At 70.4% G+C, this 18,027-nt stretch carries 17 protein-coding genes; 10 read left to right on the top strand and 7 right to left on the bottom strand.

Going from position 1 to position 18,027, the window contains the following annotated elements:
- Nucleotides 1-42: 42 nt before the first annotated feature.
- From dxs to ACEXHE_RS03655, 4 genes are read left to right on the top strand one after another with little or no spacing between them, the layout of a single operon-like run.
- The gene (gene dxs, locus ACEXHE_RS03670; RefSeq protein WP_374784734.1) at nucleotides 43-2,055 is read left to right on the top strand and encodes a 1-deoxy-D-xylulose-5-phosphate synthase; all 2,013 of its coding nucleotides are present in this window, start codon (nucleotides 43-45) and stop codon (nucleotides 2,053-2,055) included.
- The gene (locus ACEXHE_RS03665) at nucleotides 2,052-2,570 is read left to right on the top strand and encodes a hypothetical protein (RefSeq protein WP_091696318.1); all 519 of its coding nucleotides are present in this window, start codon (nucleotides 2,052-2,054) and stop codon (nucleotides 2,568-2,570) included. The genes dxs and ACEXHE_RS03665 overlap by 4 nt, the downstream gene beginning before the upstream one ends.
- 30 nt (nucleotides 2,571-2,600) lie before the next feature.
- Entirely contained in the window at nucleotides 2,601-3,575 is a 975-nt protein-coding gene (locus ACEXHE_RS03660; RefSeq protein WP_356966545.1) for an aldo/keto reductase, read from the top strand.
- A 2-nt stretch (nucleotides 3,576-3,577) separates the two neighbouring features.
- The gene (locus tag ACEXHE_RS03655) at nucleotides 3,578-3,862 is read left to right on the top strand and encodes a hypothetical protein (RefSeq protein WP_356966543.1); all 285 of its coding nucleotides are present in this window, start codon (nucleotides 3,578-3,580) and stop codon (nucleotides 3,860-3,862) included.
- 2 nt (nucleotides 3,863-3,864) lie between these two features.
- Here the strand turns inward: ACEXHE_RS03655 and ACEXHE_RS03650 are convergent, their stop codons facing one another.
- On the bottom strand, nucleotides 3,865-4,380 hold the full coding sequence (locus ACEXHE_RS03650) for a ubiquinol-cytochrome c reductase iron-sulfur subunit (protein WP_218154319.1): 516 nt from the start codon (nucleotides 4,378-4,380) through the stop codon (nucleotides 3,865-3,867).
- A 113-nt stretch (nucleotides 4,381-4,493) separates the two neighbouring features.
- On the opposite strand from ACEXHE_RS03650, the gene ACEXHE_RS03645 reads away from it, so the two are divergent.
- Nucleotides 4,494-5,135, top strand: a complete 642-nt coding sequence (locus tag ACEXHE_RS03645) for a hypothetical protein (protein WP_091696310.1) — start codon at nucleotides 4,494-4,496, stop codon at nucleotides 5,133-5,135.
- Between the two features lie 79 nt (nucleotides 5,136-5,214).
- Here ACEXHE_RS03645 and ACEXHE_RS03640 read toward each other — a convergent pair whose 3' ends face one another.
- From ACEXHE_RS03640 to msrB, 5 genes are all read right to left on the bottom strand, one after another.
- Nucleotides 5,215-7,365: a 3-hydroxyacyl-CoA dehydrogenase NAD-binding domain-containing protein gene (locus ACEXHE_RS03640; RefSeq protein ID WP_374784733.1), complete on the bottom strand. Its 2,151-nt coding sequence runs from the start codon at nucleotides 7,363-7,365 to the stop codon at nucleotides 5,215-5,217.
- 87 nt (nucleotides 7,366-7,452) lie between these two features.
- Nucleotides 7,453-8,739, bottom strand: a complete 1,287-nt coding sequence (locus tag ACEXHE_RS03635; RefSeq protein ID WP_374784854.1) for an HRDC domain-containing protein — start codon at nucleotides 8,737-8,739, stop codon at nucleotides 7,453-7,455.
- 1 nt (nucleotide 8,740) lies between these two features.
- A complete protein-coding gene (locus ACEXHE_RS03630; protein ID WP_091696687.1) occupies nucleotides 8,741-9,355 on the bottom strand; it encodes a DUF3000 domain-containing protein in 615 nt (204 codons plus the stop codon).
- Nucleotides 9,356-9,403: 48 nt separating this feature from the next.
- Nucleotides 9,404-10,513, bottom strand: coding sequence for a threonine aldolase family protein (locus ACEXHE_RS03625; protein ID WP_374784732.1), 1,110 nt, complete (start codon nucleotides 10,511-10,513; stop codon nucleotides 9,404-9,406).
- Entirely contained in the window at nucleotides 10,510-11,001 is a 492-nt protein-coding gene (msrB, locus tag ACEXHE_RS03620; protein WP_374784731.1) for a peptide-methionine (R)-S-oxide reductase MsrB, read from the bottom strand. The genes ACEXHE_RS03625 and msrB overlap by 4 nt, the downstream gene beginning before the upstream one ends.
- A gap of 99 nt (nucleotides 11,002-11,100) precedes the next feature.
- On the opposite strand from msrB, the gene ACEXHE_RS03615 reads away from it, so the two are divergent.
- The gene (locus ACEXHE_RS03615; protein ID WP_356966537.1) at nucleotides 11,101-12,423 is read left to right on the top strand and encodes an alpha/beta fold hydrolase; all 1,323 of its coding nucleotides are present in this window, start codon (nucleotides 11,101-11,103) and stop codon (nucleotides 12,421-12,423) included.
- Nucleotide 12,424: 1 nt separating this feature from the next.
- Here ACEXHE_RS03615 and ACEXHE_RS03610 read toward each other — a convergent pair whose 3' ends face one another.
- The gene (locus tag ACEXHE_RS03610; protein WP_374784730.1) at nucleotides 12,425-14,458 is read right to left on the bottom strand and encodes a M3 family metallopeptidase; all 2,034 of its coding nucleotides are present in this window, start codon (nucleotides 14,456-14,458) and stop codon (nucleotides 12,425-12,427) included.
- 177 nt (nucleotides 14,459-14,635) lie between these two features.
- On the opposite strand from ACEXHE_RS03610, the gene ACEXHE_RS03605 reads away from it, so the two are divergent.
- The 4 genes from ACEXHE_RS03605 to ruvB all read left to right on the top strand — a co-directional run bounded on the left by ACEXHE_RS03605 (nucleotide 14,636) and on the right by ruvB (nucleotide 17,940).
- Entirely contained in the window at nucleotides 14,636-15,391 is a 756-nt protein-coding gene (locus ACEXHE_RS03605) for a YebC/PmpR family DNA-binding transcriptional regulator (protein ID WP_277245377.1), read from the top strand.
- A gap of 8 nt (nucleotides 15,392-15,399) precedes the next feature.
- Nucleotides 15,400-16,107 (top strand): crossover junction endodeoxyribonuclease RuvC, encoded by a 708-nt coding sequence (ruvC, locus tag ACEXHE_RS03600; protein WP_260062594.1) that lies wholly within the window; start codon nucleotides 15,400-15,402, stop codon nucleotides 16,105-16,107.
- A gap of 75 nt (nucleotides 16,108-16,182) precedes the next feature.
- On the top strand, nucleotides 16,183-16,821 hold the full coding sequence (ruvA, locus tag ACEXHE_RS03595) for a Holliday junction branch migration protein RuvA (RefSeq protein WP_285178683.1): 639 nt from the start codon (nucleotides 16,183-16,185) through the stop codon (nucleotides 16,819-16,821).
- 9 nt (nucleotides 16,822-16,830) lie between these two features.
- Nucleotides 16,831-17,940 carry a Holliday junction branch migration DNA helicase RuvB gene (gene ruvB, locus ACEXHE_RS03590; protein WP_356966528.1) on the top strand — a complete coding sequence of 370 codons (1,110 nt, stop codon included), beginning with the start codon at nucleotides 16,831-16,833 and terminating at the stop codon, nucleotides 17,938-17,940.
- The last annotated feature ends 87 nt before the right edge of the window (nucleotides 17,941-18,027 follow it).

Here is an 18,027-nt window from a genome sequence, read left to right as displayed (position 1 = left end):
CGGCGGCACACCCCATCCCACAGCAGAGAGGACCGCACGCCCGTGGGCCTTCTGGAGACCATCAGCTCACCCCAGGACCTCTCCCGCCTGACCGACGACCAGATGGCGCGGCTGGCTGAGGAGATCCGCAGCTTCCTGATCACCAACGTCTCGCGCACCGGCGGGCACCTCGGACCCAACCTGGGCGTGGTGGAGCTGACGCTGGCGATCCACCGGGTCTTCGACTCCCCCCGGGACGGGGTCATCTTCGACACCGGTCACCAGTCCTACGTGCACAAGCTGATCACCGGGCGGCAGGACTTCTCCACGCTGCGCCAGCAGGGCGGGCTCTCCGGCTACGGGGACCGCGCCGAGTCGGTGCATGACATCGTGGAGTCCTCCCACGCCTCCAGCTCGCTCTCCTGGGCGGATGGGATCTCCCGGGCCTGGAAGCTGCGCGGTGAAGGGGACCGGTTCGTGGTCGCCGTGATCGGGGACGGCGCCCTGACCGGCGGCATGGCCTGGGAGGCCGTGAACAACATCGCCGCCGACCGGGACCGCCGCGTGGTGATCGTGGTCAATGACAACGGCCGCTCCTATGCCCCCACTGTGGGCGGGCTGGCCAATCAGCTCTCCGGGCTGCGCCGGGTGTTCCTGGACAAGCTGCGCACGCACCGCAACTACGAGGACACCCTGGACTGGTGGAAGTCGCGGCTGCAGACCGGGGGAGTGGCCGGGCGGTTCATGTACCGCTCCCTGCACGCCACCAAGAAGGGCATCAAGGACTGGTGGGCGCCGCAGGGCCTGTTCGAGGACCTGGGCATGAAGTACATCGGCCCCATCAACGGGCACGACCAGGCCGAGCTGGAGGAAGCCCTCCAGGACGCTCGGAACTATGCCGGTCCGGTGATCGTGCACGCCATGACGGAGAAGGGGCACGGCTACGGTCCCGCCGTGGCGCATGTGGACGACCAGTTCCACGCGATCGGGCAGATCGACCCGGAAACCGGCGAGCCGGTGGCCTTCTCGTCCGGTCCGTCCTGGACCAGTGTCTTTGGCGAGGAGATCCTGGCGATCGCCGACGAGCGGGAGGACGTGGTGGCGATCACCGCCGCCATGCAGATCCCCGTGGGCCTGGGCGCCATGGCGGCCAAGCACCCCTCCCGGGTGTATGACGTGGGCATCGCCGAGCAGCACGCCGTCACCTCCGCCGCCGGCATGGCCTTCGGCGGCCTGCACCCCGTGGTGGCCATCTACGCCACCTTCCTCAACCGTGCCTTCGACCAGGTCCTGATGGATGTGGGCCTGCACCGGGCCGGCGTCACCTTCGTGCTGGATCGGGCCGGTGTCACCGGTCCCGACGGCCCCAGTCACCACGGCATGTGGGACCTGGCGCTGCTGCAGTCCGTCCCGTCCCTGCGCATCGCCGCACCCCGTGACGCCGAGCGGCTGCGCGAAGAGCTGCGGGAAGCGGTGTCCGTGGAGGACGCGCCCACCGTGGTGCGGTTCTCCAAGGGCTCTGTGGGCCCGGAGATCGCTGCACTGGAGCGGCTCCAGGACGGCACCGATGTGCTGGTGCGTCTGGGTGCGGCCTCGGAGGAGCCCGGCGCCGAACGCGATGTGCTGGTGGTCGCCGTCGGGACCATGGCCGAGCTCGGACTGGACGTGGCAGCGCGCCTGGCGGACCAGGGCGTCACCGCCACCGTGGTGGACCCCAGGTGGGTGCTGCCGGTGCAGGAGAGCGTGATCGATCTGGCGCGCGACCATCGCCTCGTCGTCTGTCTGGAGGACGGGGTGAAGGCCGGTGGAGTGGGGTCCCGGATCCGCCAGGAGATGCGCGCCCGTGGCGTGGACACTGCCCTGAACGAGGTCGGACTGCCCGTGGAGTTCCTGGCCCACGGGTCCCGTGACCAGATCCTGGAGCGCACCGGCCTGACCGCTCGTCAGATCGCCCAGGACACTCTGGCGCAGGTGCTGGGCACCAAGGTCCCGTTCGCCCGTCCGCTGCCCGAGGGACAGGGTCACGGCCAGGACACCAGCACCGGTCAGTTCCCGACGACGAAGGGTCGCCCATGAGCATCGTCCGCACCTACCGACGCACTGAGCAGGACGGCGGGCAGCGCCGCCTGGAGTATCGCGAAGCCTGGTTCGTGCCGGGGGAGGACGGCCCGGGTGAGTTCGTGGTGCACCACGGGCGCGTGGGCACCACCGGCACCACTGCCGCCGAACCCGTGGCGGAGGCCCAGGACGGAGAGGAGCTGCTGGCCACGTTCGCCGCGCAGTGCCAGGCTGACGGATTCGCTCCGCTGGAGCAGGACCAGCTGGCCCGGGTGGAGGTCACCTACCGGTTCAAGGGCACCGAGCCCACCACGGTGGAGACCTCACTGGTGGAGCGTCTGCGAGCAGAGCTGACCAATCAACTAGCCTGGCGGGGACTGGGTGAGGTCGTGCAGGTGCGCACCGAGAGCGGACAGGCTGTGCTGGAGGTCGAGACCCCGCATGCGGCCAAGGCGCAGGCGGAGATCCCCGCCGCCGCCAAGCACGCCGGGGTGCAGGCCTCGCGGGTGGCCGCCGCCACCCTCCGCTCCTGATCAGAACGACTTCGTGAGAGGACCCTTCCTGTGGACTATCGTCGCCTGGGCCGTTCCGGCCTGACCGTTTCCGTCGTCGGACTGGGCTGCAACAACCTGGGCCGCCCGGGAACCGCCACCCTGGAGCAGGAGGGGACGGACGCCGTCGTGCATGCCGCGCTGGACGCTGGCGTGACCCTGTTCGACGTGGCGGACATGTACGGCGCCCAGCCTGGCCTGAGCGAGGAACGCCTCGGCCGTGCCCTGGGCACGCGCCGCGACGAGGTGGTGCTGGCCACCAAGTTCGGGATGGACATGCAGGGCGTCAACGGCAACGACCATGGGGCTCGCGGCTCCCGCCGCTACATCGTCCGCGCGGTGGAGGCCTCGTTGCGCCGCCTGGGGACGGACTGGATCGATCTCTACCAGTTCCACACCCCGGACCCGCAGACGCCGATCGAGGAGACGCTCTCGGCGCTGGACGACCTGGTGCGGTCGGGCAAGGTCCGGTACATCGGGCACTCCAACCGGTCCGGCTGGCAGATCGCCGAGGCCGAGTTCGTGGCGCGGGAGCAGGGCACCGAACGCTTCATCTCCGCCCAGAACCACTACAACCTGATGGACCGGCGGGCCGAGCTGGAGGTGCTGCCAGCCTCCCGTGCCTACGGGCTGGGCGTGCTGCCCTATTTCCCGCTGGCCAACGGCATGCTCACCGGCAAGTACTCCTCCGGGCAGGCGCCGGAGGGATCCCGCCTCTCCCACACCCGGCAGTCCATGGTGGAGAACGCCGACCTGGACCAGCTGAAGGCCTTCGGCGACTTCGCCCGGGAACGAGGTCTGACTGAGCTGCAGGTCGCCTTCTCCTGGCTCGCCGCCCAGGAGCCGGTGTCCTCGGTGATCGCCGGGGCCACGCGCCCGGAGCAGATCCGCCAGAACGCCGAGGCCGTGTGCTGGGTGCCCATTGACCAGGAGCGTGCTGAGCTGGACGAGATCTTCGCCCCGGCTCAGAAGGTGGCACTGTTCTGACCATGGCCGACCAGATCCCCGTGGCGGGGCAGATCGGGCTGTGGGTCCTCTCGGCGGTCCTGCTGGGGCTGCTCATGACCGCCCTGGTGTCCCTGATGCGCTCACCGCTGGATGAACACCGGCGCCTGCCGTGGCTGCTGACCCTGTTCATCCTGCCGGGGATCGGCCCGGCCATCTGGCTGTGGTGGCGCTGGTGGTACTACCCACGCCGGCTGGCCGAGACCCCGGAGTGGGATCCCAACCGGCGGGAGAGCATCGTCAACGCCCCACGTCGACCCCGGCCCTGAGCTCAGAGGGTGACGGTGATCCAGTCACCGTCCACCGCTGCGGTGAACTCGGTCAGTGGCTTGCGGGCCGGGCCGCCGTAGGGCACTCCCGTGGTGACATCGAAGTGGGAGCCGTGGCAGGGGCAGGCGAAGGTCGGTTCCCCCTGACGCTCTCCCAGCCCGACCGTGCAGCCCTGATGCGTGCACACGGCCGAATACGCGTGGACCGTCTGCTCGGCAGAGCGGTGGATCAGGAGAATGCGGCCGCGCAGCTGCACCGACGCCGAATTGCCCACGGGCAGCTCGGCGGTCTCGATCGCCCGGGTGGGAGTGCCTCCCACATGGTGGGAGGGGGCGTTCTGCTCGTTCCGAATGGCGTCGGTGCAGCCGGAGAGCCCGACAGCGGCCACACCGGCGGCTCCGATCAGGGCCCCCCGCTCCAGGAAGGTCCGCCGTGTGGGGCCGCACCCGCCACAGCATGAGGTGTCCTCCGGGGACGGGACGCGGTCAGGGGCAGAGGAGCGATCGGAGGAGGTCATCCCCCCATTATCCGGGGTCGATGCCGTCCCCGGCGAATCCAGGCCTGCGCGTGGCGGCACCGTGGCGTTCAGGACAGAATGGATCAGACACCCGAGACGGAACAGGAGGGCGCATGGAGCGCTGGGAGACGATGTACTTCGAGGGTCGGCGGGCGGGCTTCCTGCTCCGTTCCGTGCAGGACGGAGTGCTGACCACCCGCACAGCCTTCGGCGGGGCGCGGCCCGGGGAGCATCGTGCGGGGCCGGCAGAGCGATTCCTCTCCGAGTCCACGATCACCCTCTCCGCGGGGGCCACTGTCCAGGGATGGCGCGCCTGCACCTTCCAGGACTCCTCGGCGACCCAGCGGGTGAGCGTGGACCGAGAGCGCGCCGGCCTGGACCGGGACGCCCTGCCCAGCTACGGAGAATGGATGCTGCTGCAGCAGCTGGCTGCGCAGGGGACGTCCGGGGCGGAGTACATCCGGCTCGAGGAGTCCCAGTTCTTCACCGGGACCCTGGCACCCTCGCCCGCCCGGATGGTCCGCCGTGGTGCCGAGCCGGTCCAGCGGCCCGACGGGCAGACGCTGGTGGCGGACAGGGTGGAGGTTCTCAGCCACGGACTGGTGCTCGCCACCCACTGGCTGGCCGGAGAGCAGGTGGTGATGAGCGACTGGGGCGGTCCAGCCGTGTCCGTCCCGGTGGACTCCCTGGCCCAGGCGCTGGAGGGGATGGACGACAACATGACGGCCTTCGCCCTGCGCGGCTTCGGCTTCTGAGGCCAGGCCGAATGCCGGACGGGCCCGGCCACACAGTGTGCGTGGCTGGGCCCGTCTCTGCAGGGCGGGCTGCGGTGTCTCAGGTGTGGAAGCGGCGGCCGTTGACTCGCTCTGAGGCTCCGACCTCGTCCAGGTACGGGGTGATCCCGCCCAGGTGCAGCGGCCACCCAGCGCCCAGGATCATGCACAGGTCGATGTCCTCGGCATCGGCCACCACGCCCTCGTCGAGCATCAGGCCGATCTCTTCGGCCAGGGCGTCCTGGACGCGGACCAGCAGCTCCTCGGAGGTCTGGGGAGCGTCCCCGAACTCCATCAGTGCCAGAGTCTGCTCCGGGATGGTCTTCGAGCCGTCCTCAGCCCAGATCCCCTTCACCCGGTGGTCCACCAGGGCCTGTAGGTTCTGGGAGACCGGGAAGCGCTCATCTCCGAAGGAGGCGTTCAAGGACTCGGTGACATGCTGGGCCACCGGCACGCCCACCATGGCCAGCAGGGTGAACGGCGTCATCGGCAGCGCCATCGGATCCAGGGCATGGTCGGCCACCTCGGCCGGCGTGCCCTGGTCGAAGGAGTTCTGGATCTCACCCATCTGACGCAGCAGGATCCGGTTGACCACGAACGCCGTGGCGTCCTGGACCAGCACGGCGGTCTTGCCCAGGGTCTTGGCCGTGTCGAAGGCCGTGGCCAGCACCTCGTCGGTGGTCCGCGGGCCCCGGACGATCTCCAGCAGGGGCATCACGGCCACCGGATTGAAGAAGTGGAACCCGACCATGCGCTCGGGGTGCTGGAGCACCGAGGCCATCTCGGTGACCGAGAGCGAGGAGGTGTTGGTGGCCAGGATGCACTCGGGAGAGACGATCGCCTCGAGCTCGCTCAGGACCTGCTTCTTGATGCCCATCTCCTCGAAGACGGCCTCGATGACGAAGTCGGCGTCGGCGTAGACGTCCTTGGAGACGGAGCCGGAGACCAGTCCCTTCAGGCCCTCCGCCATCTCGGACTTCAGCCGGCCCTTGGACACCAGCTTGTCCACCTGCTCGTGGACGGAGGAGACCCCGCGGTCCACGCGCTCCTGATCGATGTCGGTCATCACCACGGGCACCTGGAGGCGCTGGGCGAACAACAGGGCCAGCTGGCCGGCCATCAGCCCGGCGCCGACCACGCCCACCTTGCGGACCGGCCGGGCCAAGTCCGCCGAGGGCGCGCCCGCCGGATTCTTGGAACGCTTCTGCACCACGTCCAGGAATGCATAGACGGTGTGATGGAACTCAGGGGTCTGCATCAGATCCGCCAGAGCGTCGCATTCGGCCTGCGCGGACTCCTCACGGGTGCGGTGCTGGCCCTGGGCGAACACCTCCAGGGCCCGAGCCGGCGCGGGGACATGCCCACCGGTCTTGGCCTGCACGATCCTCTCGGCCTTCTGCACCGCGCGGCCCCAGGCCTCCTCGGAGGTGTCCCGGCTGCGGTGCCGCTCGATCTGCTCCAGGGCCTGCGCGTCGCCGGCCACCACCTGGGCGGCCCAGTCCACCGAAGCCTGGACGAAGGCGGTGGTGTCGGCGGGATCCTGTCCGGCGTCCAGCAGCGCGTCGGCCAGGCCCAGCTCGTAGGCAGCGGCGCCCTTGAGGGTGCGGTTGCCGTTGAGGGGGTTCTCGAAGATCAGGGTGGCGGCAGCCTCCGGTCCGATCAGCCGCGGGGACTTCCACACGCCGCCCCAGCCCGGGATCAGCCCCAGGTGGGTCTCCGGCAGCCCGAGCCCAGCGGCAGCGGTGGAGATGGTGCGGTACTGGCAGGCCAGAGCGATCTCCAGCCCACCGCCCAGGGCCATGCCGTTGATGAAGGCGAAGGAGGGGACCGGGAAGTCCGTGAGGGTGTTGTACACCTCGTGTCCCAGCTCGGCCATCAGCTGACCGTGCTCATGGCGGGTCAGGCGCTTGATGGAACCCAGGTCGGCGCCGGCCACCAGGAAGCCGGGCTTGCCCACGATCGCCACGGCGGCGATCTGGCCGTCTCGAGCGCGCTGGGCCTGCACGTCCAGGACCTCGCCGATGCCGATCAGGGAGTTCGGGCCCAGCGTGGTGGGCCGGCGCGGTCCCGCGTGGTTGTCCAGGGTCAGCAGCGCCAGGGTTCCTCTGTCGCCGGGGAGGTCGAGGTCGGTCACCTCAGCGCGGGTAATCACCTCGTCGGGGAACAGTGCGGCCAGTTCGTGGAAGCGGTCGAAACGATCTGCAGTGGTCATGACACTCCTGAGCGGGGGTTCGGTGGTCTCGCCCCGAATGTTACCGGCCAGTAACAGGTCGCTCAAGGAGTGCGGACCCTCGGCGGTTCACTCGGCCGGATCGGGATCCAGCAGGGCGACGGTGATGATGGGGGCGGTGATCCTGACCTGCCACGGGCGGGCCCCGAGGGCGGTGAGCGCAGCGGCCACGGTGTCTGGGTCGATCGGGGACGGCGGTCGCCAGCAGACCCGCCGCAGGGTGTCCGGAGTCAGCAGGTTCTCGGTGGGGATCGTCAGCTCGTCCGCGCGCCGGCCGATCCAGGCCTTGGCCGTCTTCAGGCGACGGTCCGCGAGGGGGTCACGGTCCTTCCAGGCGCGCGGGGGCGGCGGTCCGTCCTGGGGCAGGTGCAGAGCAGGCAGGCCCCCGGGCTCCCGTGCAGCCTGCTGCCCGTCCTTGATGGCCCGCAGCCAACGCGGAGCCTCGCGGCCGGCGGCCCGACCGTGGAAGCCCTGGGTCTTGAGCAGGTCGGGGACGGTCTGCGGCTGCGCGGCCGCCGCCGCCACGATCGCCGAATCAGGGATGAGGCGCCCAGGGGCAGTGTCCCTGCTCTGAGCCAGCGTCTCCCGGGCGTTCCACAGTTCACGGACCACCGCCAGCTGCTGGGGGCGGCGCAGCTTGTGCATCCCGGAAGTGCGCCGCCACGGATCCTGCCGAGGGCCGGGCAGGGGAGCGGTGCGGACGGCCTCGAACTCCTCCTGGGCCCAGTCCATCTTCCCCTGCTCCTCCAGCAGGCCGATGATCGCCTCACGCAGCTCCACCAGCAGTTCCACGTCCAGGGCGGCGTAGGTCAGCCAGTCCTGCGGCAGAGGGCGCTGGGACCAGTCGGCGGCAGAGTGCTCCTTGGCCAGGGTCACGCCCAGCAGGGACTCGAGCATGGCGGCCAACCCGACGCGGGGCAGCCCGGCGATCCGGCCAGCCAGTTCGGTGTCGAACAGGCGGTCCGGCCACAGCCCCAGTTCGGACAGGCACGGAAGGTCCTGCGTGGCTGCGTGGAGAATCCACTCGACCCCGGAGAGGGCCTCCTGGATCACCGTCAGGTCCTCGAACTCCTCGGGATCGATCAACCAGATCCCGGCACCCTCGCGCTTGATCTGGACGAGGAAGGCCCGCTGGCCGTAGCGGAAGCCCGAGGCGCGCTCGGCGTCGATTGCCACCGGGCCGGTCCCGTGGGCCAGCAGGTCTGCGCAGCGATCCAGCTCCTGAGCTGTGGTGGTCAGGAACGGAAGCCCGCCGGCGGGCTCGGTGATCAGGCGCGGCTCAGAGATCGGGGCCTGATCGGGGCCGTCGTCGAGGCCAGCAGTGGTGACGGGTGCCGGTTCGGTCTCAGCGGTGATGTCAGTTCCTCCTGATGCGGGGCAGTGGGGTGACGCCCTCCGGCACGGGAGGCAATCCGGCGAAGGCGCAGACCATGTCTGACCAGGCCTCCAGATGAGCCGTCGAATCGGGGCCCGCCGGGGTCCAGGAGGCACGCAGCTCGATGTCGATCGTGTCCGGGCGACCCGCCAGTCCACCGAAGCTCTCCGAGAGCACGCGCGTGGCCGTGCCGCCAGCTTCGCTGTACTGGGCCCGGTGGCTCTCCAGTGCCTCCACCAGCCAGGTCCAGGCCACCGCCCCGACCATGGGATCGTTGCCGAGGTCGGCCTCCAGAGAGGCGCGGATGTAGGTGACCACGCGGAAGGTGCCGTTCCAGACGGCTGAGCCGGCGGGATCGTGCAGCAGGATGAACCGACCGGTGGCCAGTTCCTGGGCCGGGGCGTCGTCCTCGCCGGGAGGATGGTCGTGGACCTCGGCCGCCAGGGCCACTGCATAGGGGGCCAGACGGCTCGGGGCCGGGATCTCCTCGAGGGTGACCTCACGCCGGGATCGGGCGCGCCGCAGTCCGCTCAGCGCGGACCGGAAGTCTCCGGGGAGGCGCTGCAGCTCGGCGGGGTGGTGGCCTATCACAGTCACGGACACCACGGTAGATCCGGTGCGGCCACCGGCGTCGGCACCACGCCGTCAGCGCGCTGAGGCCAGGGCCTCCTGCAGAGCGAGCGCGAAGCCGGTGACATCGTCCGCAGTGGTGTCCCAGGAGGTCATCCACCGGACCTCTCCAGTGGATCGGTCCCAGTCGTAGAACGGGAACTGCGCGCGGACGCGATCGGCCACGGCGGGGTCCAGCACGGCGAAGACGGTGTTGGCCTCGGGGCGTTGGGTGAGGCGCACGCCGTCCAACGGCTCCACTGCTGCGGCCAGCAGGGCGGCCATGGCATTGGCGTGACGGGCTGAGCGCAGCCACAGGCCGTCCTCCAGCAGTGCGACCAGCTGCGCGGAGATGAAGCGCATCTTGGAGGCCAGCTGCATGGAGGCCTTGCGCAGATGCTCCACCGCCAGTCCGGACGTGGTGGCGGTCTGCCCCCGGCCGGTGCCGCCGCCGATCACCGCATCCGGATTCAGCACGATCACCGCTTCGGCTCCCAGGGCACCGTTCTTGGTGCCCCCGAAGGAGACCAGGTCCACGCCGGCATCCGTGGTGAAGGCACGCAGGGGCACCTCCAGGGCGGCCGCAGCGTTGGCCAGCCGGGCCCCGTCCATAAGCACGCCCAGGCCCAGTCCATGGGCGTGGTCACTCAGGGCCCGGATCTCCTCCGGCGTGTAGACGGTGCCCAGCTCGGTCACCTGGGCGATCTCGACGACGGCCGGCTGGGCCCGGTGGACGAATCCGAAGCCGTGAGCCTGGCGGTCCACGAGTTCCGGGGTGAGCTTGCCGTCAGGAGTGGGCACCGTGAACAGCTTGGTCCGGCCGACCCGCTCCGGCGCCCCGCCCTCGTCCTGGTGGATGTGTGCGGACTCGGCGCAGATCACCGCGCCCCACGGCGGGAGCATGGCCTGCAGAGCCACCACATTGGCTCCCGTGCCGTTGAACACAGGATGGACCGCGGCCCGCTCGCCGAACTCCTGGGTCACCAGCTGTTGCAGACGCGCGGTCCAGGAGTCCCCGCCGTAGGCCGGCTCATGTCCGACGTTGGCGCGGGCCAAGGCCTGCAGCACCTCGAGGTGGACGCCGGCATAGTTGTCCGAGGCGAAGCCACGCCGGGAGACGCCCTCGGACACGGTGTCCGCGCTCATGCGCCCGCTGCAGGGTCGGCGGGCTGCAGGGTCAGGGAGATCGAGTTGATGCAGTACCGCAGATCGGTGGGGGTGTCATAGCCCTCGCCCTGGAAGACATGTCCCATGTGCGAGCCGCAGCTTCGGCAGCGCACCTCGATCCGCTCCATGCCCATGCTCATGTCTCGGATGTACTCCACCCGGTCCTCGGCCAGGGGGGCGAAGAAGGACGGCCACCCGCAGTGCGAGTCGAACTTCTGCTGGGACCGGAACAGCTCGGTGCCGCAGGCCCGGCAGGAGTAGACGCCTTCGGTGTGGGTGTCCCAGTACTCGCCGGTGTAGGGGCGCTCGGTGCCGGCCTGGCGCAGCACATGGAACTCCTCCGGGGTGAGACGCTCGCGCCACTGGTCATCGGTGACCTGCCCCACCTGAGGCGAGGGGCCGTCGTCGTGGTGGTCCGTGGCAGTGGCCGGCTGGTCTGGGGTCTGGGGACTCTGATGATCGCTCACACCCCCATAACACCACGGGCAGGGCAGCCATTCCGAGCCCTGCGCCACGCCGGACCCGCCGAGTGGACGGGGTGGGCAGGTCGGTGGTGACAATGGAGCATGAGCTCGCGCGCCGCCACCTCCTCCGGACTGTCCCCGCTCCGTGCCGCTGTGACCCAGCGGATCGGCAGGGGGGTGCAGAAGGCGGCCCCCACCGTGAAGTGGTCCTCCTTGGCCGCCGGCGCCGGCGTGGTGGCCGGGTCCCTGGCGGCCGGGGCTGTCTCCGGTCTGGCCGGCGTGTTCGCGCGCACCGTGGTGACCCCGGTCAAGACCCCGGCGGAGGATCTGGAGATCCTGGCGGTGGTGCACGGTGAGACCGGTCAGGAGATCATCCTGCCGGCCACGGAGGAGACCACAGTGCCCGGCACCTACTCCCTGGTGTTCGACGGCGGTGCCTCCGTGGCACGGATCGGCGCGGTGACCTCGTTCGACCCGCGGGACGGCACCGTGCAGCGCCAGGTGGAGCAGGTCTACTCCGGAGACATCACCCGCGCGGTGCGGGGACGGTGGACCGGATTCGTCTACCCCGATCCGCGCGCGGCGGGGTATGAGACCGAGGACGTGAAGATCCCGGTGGAGAACGGCTCCGCACCGGCCTGGCTGGTGCGCCCGGAGCCGCTCAAGGACGGCTCCCGACGACGGCCCGGCGAGGGCGCCTGGGCGGTGATGGTTCACGGGCGGGGCACCAAGCGCACCGAGGGGATCCGCGCGGTGAGCACGGCGCGGTCCCTGGGCATGACCTCGCTGATGATCTCCTACCGCAACGACGGTGATGCCCCGGCCGCGCCGGACGGACGGTACGGCCTCGGCACCACTGAATGGCAGGACGTGGAGGCCGCGGTGGCCTATGCCCTGGACCAGGGGGCCACCGAGGTGGTCCTGTTCGGCTGGTCCATGGGCGGGGCCGTCTGCCTGCAGCTGGTGGACCGCTCCGAGCTGGCCGCCACCGCGGTGGCCGCCATGGTGCTGGACGGGCCGGTCATCAACTGGATCGACGTGCTGGCCCACCAGGCCAAGGCCAACCGACTCCCGGAGGCGTCCGGAAAGCTCGGGCAGTGGCTGATGTCCAACAAGGCCGGTCGCTGGGCCACCGGGCTGGCCGCCCCGGTGGACCTGAAGGCGATGAACTGGGTGGCACGCGCCGAACAGCTGCGCGTGCCCACCCTGATCCTGCACTCCGAGGACGACGACTTCGTGCCCCTGGGCCCCTCCGTGGAACTGGCCGCCAAGGCACCTCAGCTGGTCTCCTTCGTCCGGTTCCGTCAGGCCAGGCACACGCGGGAATGGAACGTGGACCCGGAGAAGTGGCACCGGGCGGTGAGCATCTGGCTCTCCGCCGTGCTCACCTCGCCCCGGCCCGGGGTGCCGCAGCTGACGTCTTGACTCAGGCCAGCCCGCGCCGCTCCAGCAGCGGCTGCGGCTCCGGGTCCCGCCCACGGAAGGCACGGTAGGACTCCATGGGGTCCCGCGTGTTGCCCCGGGCCAGCAGCTCGGCCCGGAAGCGGTCGCCGTTCTCCCGGGTCAGCCCGCCGTTCTCCTGGAACCACTGCACGGTGTCCGCGTCCATCACCTCGGACCAGATGTAGGAGTAGTAGCCCGCGGCGTATCCGCCGGAGAAGATGTGCTTGAAGTAGCTGGAGCGGTAGCGCGGCGCCACCAGCTGCGGGTCCAGACCGCCCGCAGTGAGCTGCTCGGCCTCGAACGCCAACGGGTCCGCCACCGTCTCGCCGGGGCGCAGCGCGTGCCAGGCCAGGTCCAGGAGGGCCGCACCCAGGTACTCGGTGGTGGAGAAGCCCTCGCCCCAGAGCGAGGCGGCCTGGAGCGACTCCAGCGCCGCAGGATCCAACGGCTCTCCGGTGTCCACGTGACGGGCGTAGGCCTGGACGATCTGCGGCCACTGGATCCACATCTCGTTGACCTGCGAGGGGAACTCCACGAAGTCCCGGGGGACCGAGGTGCCGGAGAGGGTGGCATAGCGGGCCTCCGCCAGCAGCCCGTGCAGGGCATGGCCGAACTCATGGAACAGGGTGGTCACCTGGTCCAGGGTCAGCAGAGTGGGCTCACCGGCGGGAGGATGGGGGATGTTGAGATTGTTGACCACCACGGGCCGTTCGTCCAGTTCCGTGGAGCGCTCCCGGATGGGGTTCATCCACGCACCGCCGGACTTGGTGGGACGGGTGTAGAAGTCACCCAGGAACAGTCCCAGTCCGGTGCCGTCGGCGTCGAAGACCTCCCAGACGCGCACATCGGGGTGGTATCCGGCCAGATCGGTGCGTTCCCGGAAGGTGATGCCGTACAGAGCTGTGGCGGCGGCGAACACGCCCTGGGTCAGGGTGCGGTCCAGCTCGAAGTAGGGCCGCAGGGCGCCGGCGTCCACGGCGTAGTCCTCGCGCTCCACCTGCGCGGAGTAGTAGGGCCAGTCCCAGGGCTGGATCGGGTGACCGGCCAGCTGCTCCAGTCGTTCCCGTTCGCGTCGGGCGTTGGCGGTGGCGGCGGGGACCAGCCGACCCAGCAGCTCCTGGACCGCCGGCAGGTCCGGGGCGGTGCGGTCCTGCAGGGCGTAGTCCGCCCAGGTGGGGTAGCCCAGCAGTCCGGCCTTCTCCGCGCGCAGCGCGGCCTGCTCGGCGGCGATGTCCAGCACGTAGTGCTCTCCGGGCTCGGTGCCGCGCGCCCAGGCGGCCTCATGGACCCGCTGGCGGGTGTCTCGATCCTCCAGCTGCTCCAGCCAGGGCTGGGAGGTGAACATCGAGAGCGTGAGGAGGTGGCCGTCGTCGTGCCCTGCCTCCGCTGCTGCGTCCGCCGCGGCGGCGCGGTCGGAATCGCTCAGTCCGGCCAGCTGGGCGGGGTCGGTGATCAGGACGGCGCGCGCCGCGTTCTCGGCGACCATCCGACGGTTGTACTGGGCACCGAGCACCGCCAGGCGCTCGTTGATCTGCTCCAGTCGGGCCTTGGCCGGTGCGTCCAGGCCGGCTCCGCGCAGGATGAACTCCTGCAGGACCACCTCGGCCAGCCGGGCGTCCTCCCCGGTCAGCGCAGTGCGGTCCACGGCCGAAAGGCGCGCGAAGAGCCGTTCGTTGAGGTAGATCGCGTCCTCGTGGGCCGAACGCACGGGCTCGAGCTCCTCATGGATCTGCTGACGGGCCTCAGTGCCGTCCGCAGGGACGAGCGTGTAGAAGACCATCTCCACCCAGCGGCGCAGCTGGCCCGAGCGCTCCAGCGCCAGGAAGGTGTTCTCGAAGGTGGGCTCTGAGGTGTCCGCGGCGATCGCCTCGAGCTCCTCACGGTGCAGCGCCACGGCGTGACGGAAGGCCGGAGCGAAGTGCTCGTCCCGGAGGGCCGCGAAGTCCGGCAGGCCGTAGGGGAGATCGGACGGGGTCAGGAGCGGGTTCTCGGCCAGGGCGGGGTCAGTCACAGTCATGGACAGCAACTGTTTCACATTCTGTGCGGCCAGGGGAGTGCCGCGCCGGGATCGGCCGGTAGACTCGGGCGCGGACTTTCTGCAGAGCCGGACGCAGTGGCACCACCAGCTGCACAGCCGGACGACCACCAGCACTCGGCCGGACGCCTCACGGGCTCGGCCTCGAGAGGAGAGCACATGGCAGGGCATTCCAAGTGGGCCACCACCAAGCACAAGAAGGCCGCCCTGGACGCCAAGCGCGCCAAGGCCTTCGCCAAGTACATCAAGGGGATCGAAGTGGCTGCCCGCGCCGGCGGTGCCGACCTCTCCGGCAACCCCGCACTGGACCTGGCGGTGACCAAGGCCAAGAAGCAGTCGGTGCCCAACGACAACATCGAGCGGGCCATCAAGCGTGGCGCCGGCCTGACCGGTGAGGTCATCGACTACACCGAGATCATGTACGAGGTCCGAGGACCCAACGGCTCCGCACTGATGGTGGAGTGCCTGACCGACAACAAGAACCGCGCCGCCTCCGAGGTCCGGGTGGCCGTCACCCGCAACGGCGGCACGATCGCCGACCCCGGTTCGGTGGCCTACCTGTTCGCTCGCACCGGTGTGGTCCGCCTGCCTGCCGAGGGCAACACCGAGGATGACATCCTGATGGCCGTGCTGGACGCCGGTGCCGAGGAGGTCGTGCAGTCGGGGGACAGCTTCGAGGTGCTGTGCGACCCCTCCGACCTGCAGGCCGTTGCTGCCGCGCTGGATGAGGCCGGCATCCACTACGACACCGACGAGGCCGAGTTCGTGGCCTCCATGAAGGTCGAGCTGGACCTGGACGGAGCCAAGAAGTTCATCCGTCTGGAGGAGGCCCTGGAGGAACTGGACGACGTCCAGTCGGTCTATTCCAACGTGGAGATCCCCGCCGAGGTCATCGAGCAGCTGGACGAGGACTGATCTCGACCGTGGACACGGGCGGGGGCGTCGGCGACCGCACGGCTCGAGGTGAGCCCACCGCACTGCGGGTGATCGGGGTGGACCCCGGGCTGACCCGCTGCGGCATCGCCGTGGTGGATGTGACGGCTCGACGCACGGCCACGCTGGTGGACGTCACGGTGGTCGGCACCCCGGCGGACCACACCCTGGACGCACGGCTGCTGGAGATCGATGCCGCCATCACGCGCATGCTGCAGCTGCATCGGCCGGACCATCTGGCGGTGGAACGCGTCTTCGCGCAGAACAACACCCCTACGGTGGTCGGCACGGCGCAGGCCTCCGGTGTCGTGATCGCCGCCGCCGCCCGGGCTGGCATCCCGGTGGCCCTGCACACGCCTTCGGAGGTGAAGGCGGCCGTGACCGGCAACGGCAACGCCGGCAAGGAGCAGGTCACCTCCATGGTGACGCGGATCCTGCGCCTGGACGCCCCGCCCCGTCCGGCCGATGCCGCGGACGCCATCGCCCTGGCCATCACCCATGCCTGGCGCGGGGGTCTGATGGGCCGAGGCCTGGAGACCGCCTCCCTCACCAGCCCGGCACGCCCCTCCAGGTTCCCGACGACGCCCGGCGCCTCCCGCGGTCAGGGTGGCGGGATGACGGCGGCCCAGAAGGCCTGGCTGGCCGCCGAGAAGAAGGCGGCGGGCGGGCGGCGCCCTGGAGGGCGTGGCGGTGCCTGAGTGCTCCGGAACACGCGCTAGGGTGGACGCGTACCTCGTAGATGTGTTCGAATCCTCTCGCGCTCGGAGCTGCCTGTGATCTCCTCCCTGACCGGCACGGTGGACCATGTGGGTCTGCATCAGGCCGTCCTCAATGTCTCCGGCGTGGGGATGCTCGTCCACGCCACCCCGCACACCCTGGCCGGACTGCGTCTGGGGGAGACCGGCACCGTGCACACCTCCCTGGTGGTGCGTGAGGACTCCCTGACTCTCTACGGCTTCGGCACGCCGGATGAGCGTGAGGTGTTCGAGGTGTTGCTGGGCGTCTCCGGGATCGGCCCGCGGCTGGCGCTGGCCGTGCTGGCGGTGCACACCCCGGAGGCGGTGCGCGTGGCCGCATCCGGCGGGGATGACAAGGCGTTCACCAAGGTCCCCGGCATCGGTCCCAAGGGAGCGCGGCGGATGATCCTGGAACTGGCGGACAAGCTGGTCCCCACCGGTACGGAGGAGTCCGGCTCCGGCCCTGCCGCGGCCACCCCCGCTGCGGCGCCCTGGACCGATCAGGTGCTCGAGGCCCTCACGGGTCTGGGCTGGTCGGAGAAGGACGCCGAGAAGGCCGTCACCTCCACCCTGGCTCACCAGCCCGAGCTCGAGGAGTCCGGGGATGTGGGCGCCGTCCTGCGAGCCACGCTGCGGCATCTCGGTCAGGGCCAGACCGCGCGGAGCGGGCGGTAGTCGGTGTCCATGTCACCCGAGGAGCGGATGGTCGCCCCCGGCGCCGAGGCCGAGGAGCGTGAACTCGAGGCGGCCCTGCGCCCCAGGACCCTGGACGACTTCGTCGGCCAGCACCGGGTCCGCGAACAGCTCTCCCTGGTCCTGGAGGCCGCCCGCCTGCGCGGCAAGACCGCCGATCACGTCCTGCTCTCCGGCCCGCCGGGCCTGGGCAAGACCACGCTGTCGATGATCATCGCCGCGGAGATGAACGCGCCCCTGCGCATCTCCTCCGGACCGGCCATTCAGCATGCCGGTGACCTGGCCGCCATCCTCTCCTCCCTGACCGAGGGGGAGGTGCTCTTCCTGGATGAGATCCACCGGATGTCCCGTCCGGCCGAGGAGATGCTCTACATGGCCATGGAGGACTTCCGCGTGGACATCGTGGTCGGCAAGGGCGCCGGAGCCACCTCGATTCCGTTGGAGATCCCGCCGTTCACCCTGGTTGGGGCCACCACGCGCGCCGGTCTGCTGCCGGGTCCCCTCAGGGACCGGTTCGGCTTCACCGGTCACCTGGAGTTCTACAGCAGCGCAGAGCTGGAGCTGGTGCTGCGTCGCTCGGCCCTGCTGCTGGACCTGGCGCTGAACTCGGCGGCGTTCGCTGAGATCGCCACCCGCTCCCGGGGCACTCCGCGCATCGCCAACCGGCTGCTGCGCCGGGTGCGGGACTGGGCTCTGGTCAAGGGCCTGGACCAGGTGGACGCCCGCGCCGCCTCCGCAGCCCTGGACATGTATGAGGTGGACGCGCGCGGCCTGGATCGTCTGGACCGCGGCGTGCTCCAGGCGCTGTGCACCAAGTTCGGCGGCGGCCCGGTGGGCCTGTCCACCCTGGCCATCGCCGTGGGCGAGGAGGTCGAGACCGTGGAGACCGTCGCCGAGCCGTACCTGGTGCGGGAGGGACTGCTGGGACGCACGCCGCGCGGGCGCATCGCCATGCCGGCCGCCTGGGAGCACCTGGGACTCCAGCCCCCGCCCGAGGCTCCCGGGGCCGCCTTCTGGACGGTCGCCGCCGGCGCCGCGCAGGAGGCTGGAGGCTCTGGTCTGCCCGACGACGACCCCACGGACACGCTCTTCTCCCCGTGACCTGGGGCCGAGCGAGCGCCCGGCGTGTGGCTCGGACCACACGCGGCAGGCTCATGTTCCGCTCAGTCACAGGTTCAGCCCCTAGAC

Source organism: Micrococcus sp. IITD107, assembly GCF_041927415.1.
In the GTDB taxonomy this organism is placed as follows: Bacteria; Actinomycetota; Actinomycetes; order Actinomycetales; family Micrococcaceae; genus Citricoccus; species Citricoccus terreus.
This window is presented reverse-complemented; position numbering and strand designations above follow the sequence as displayed.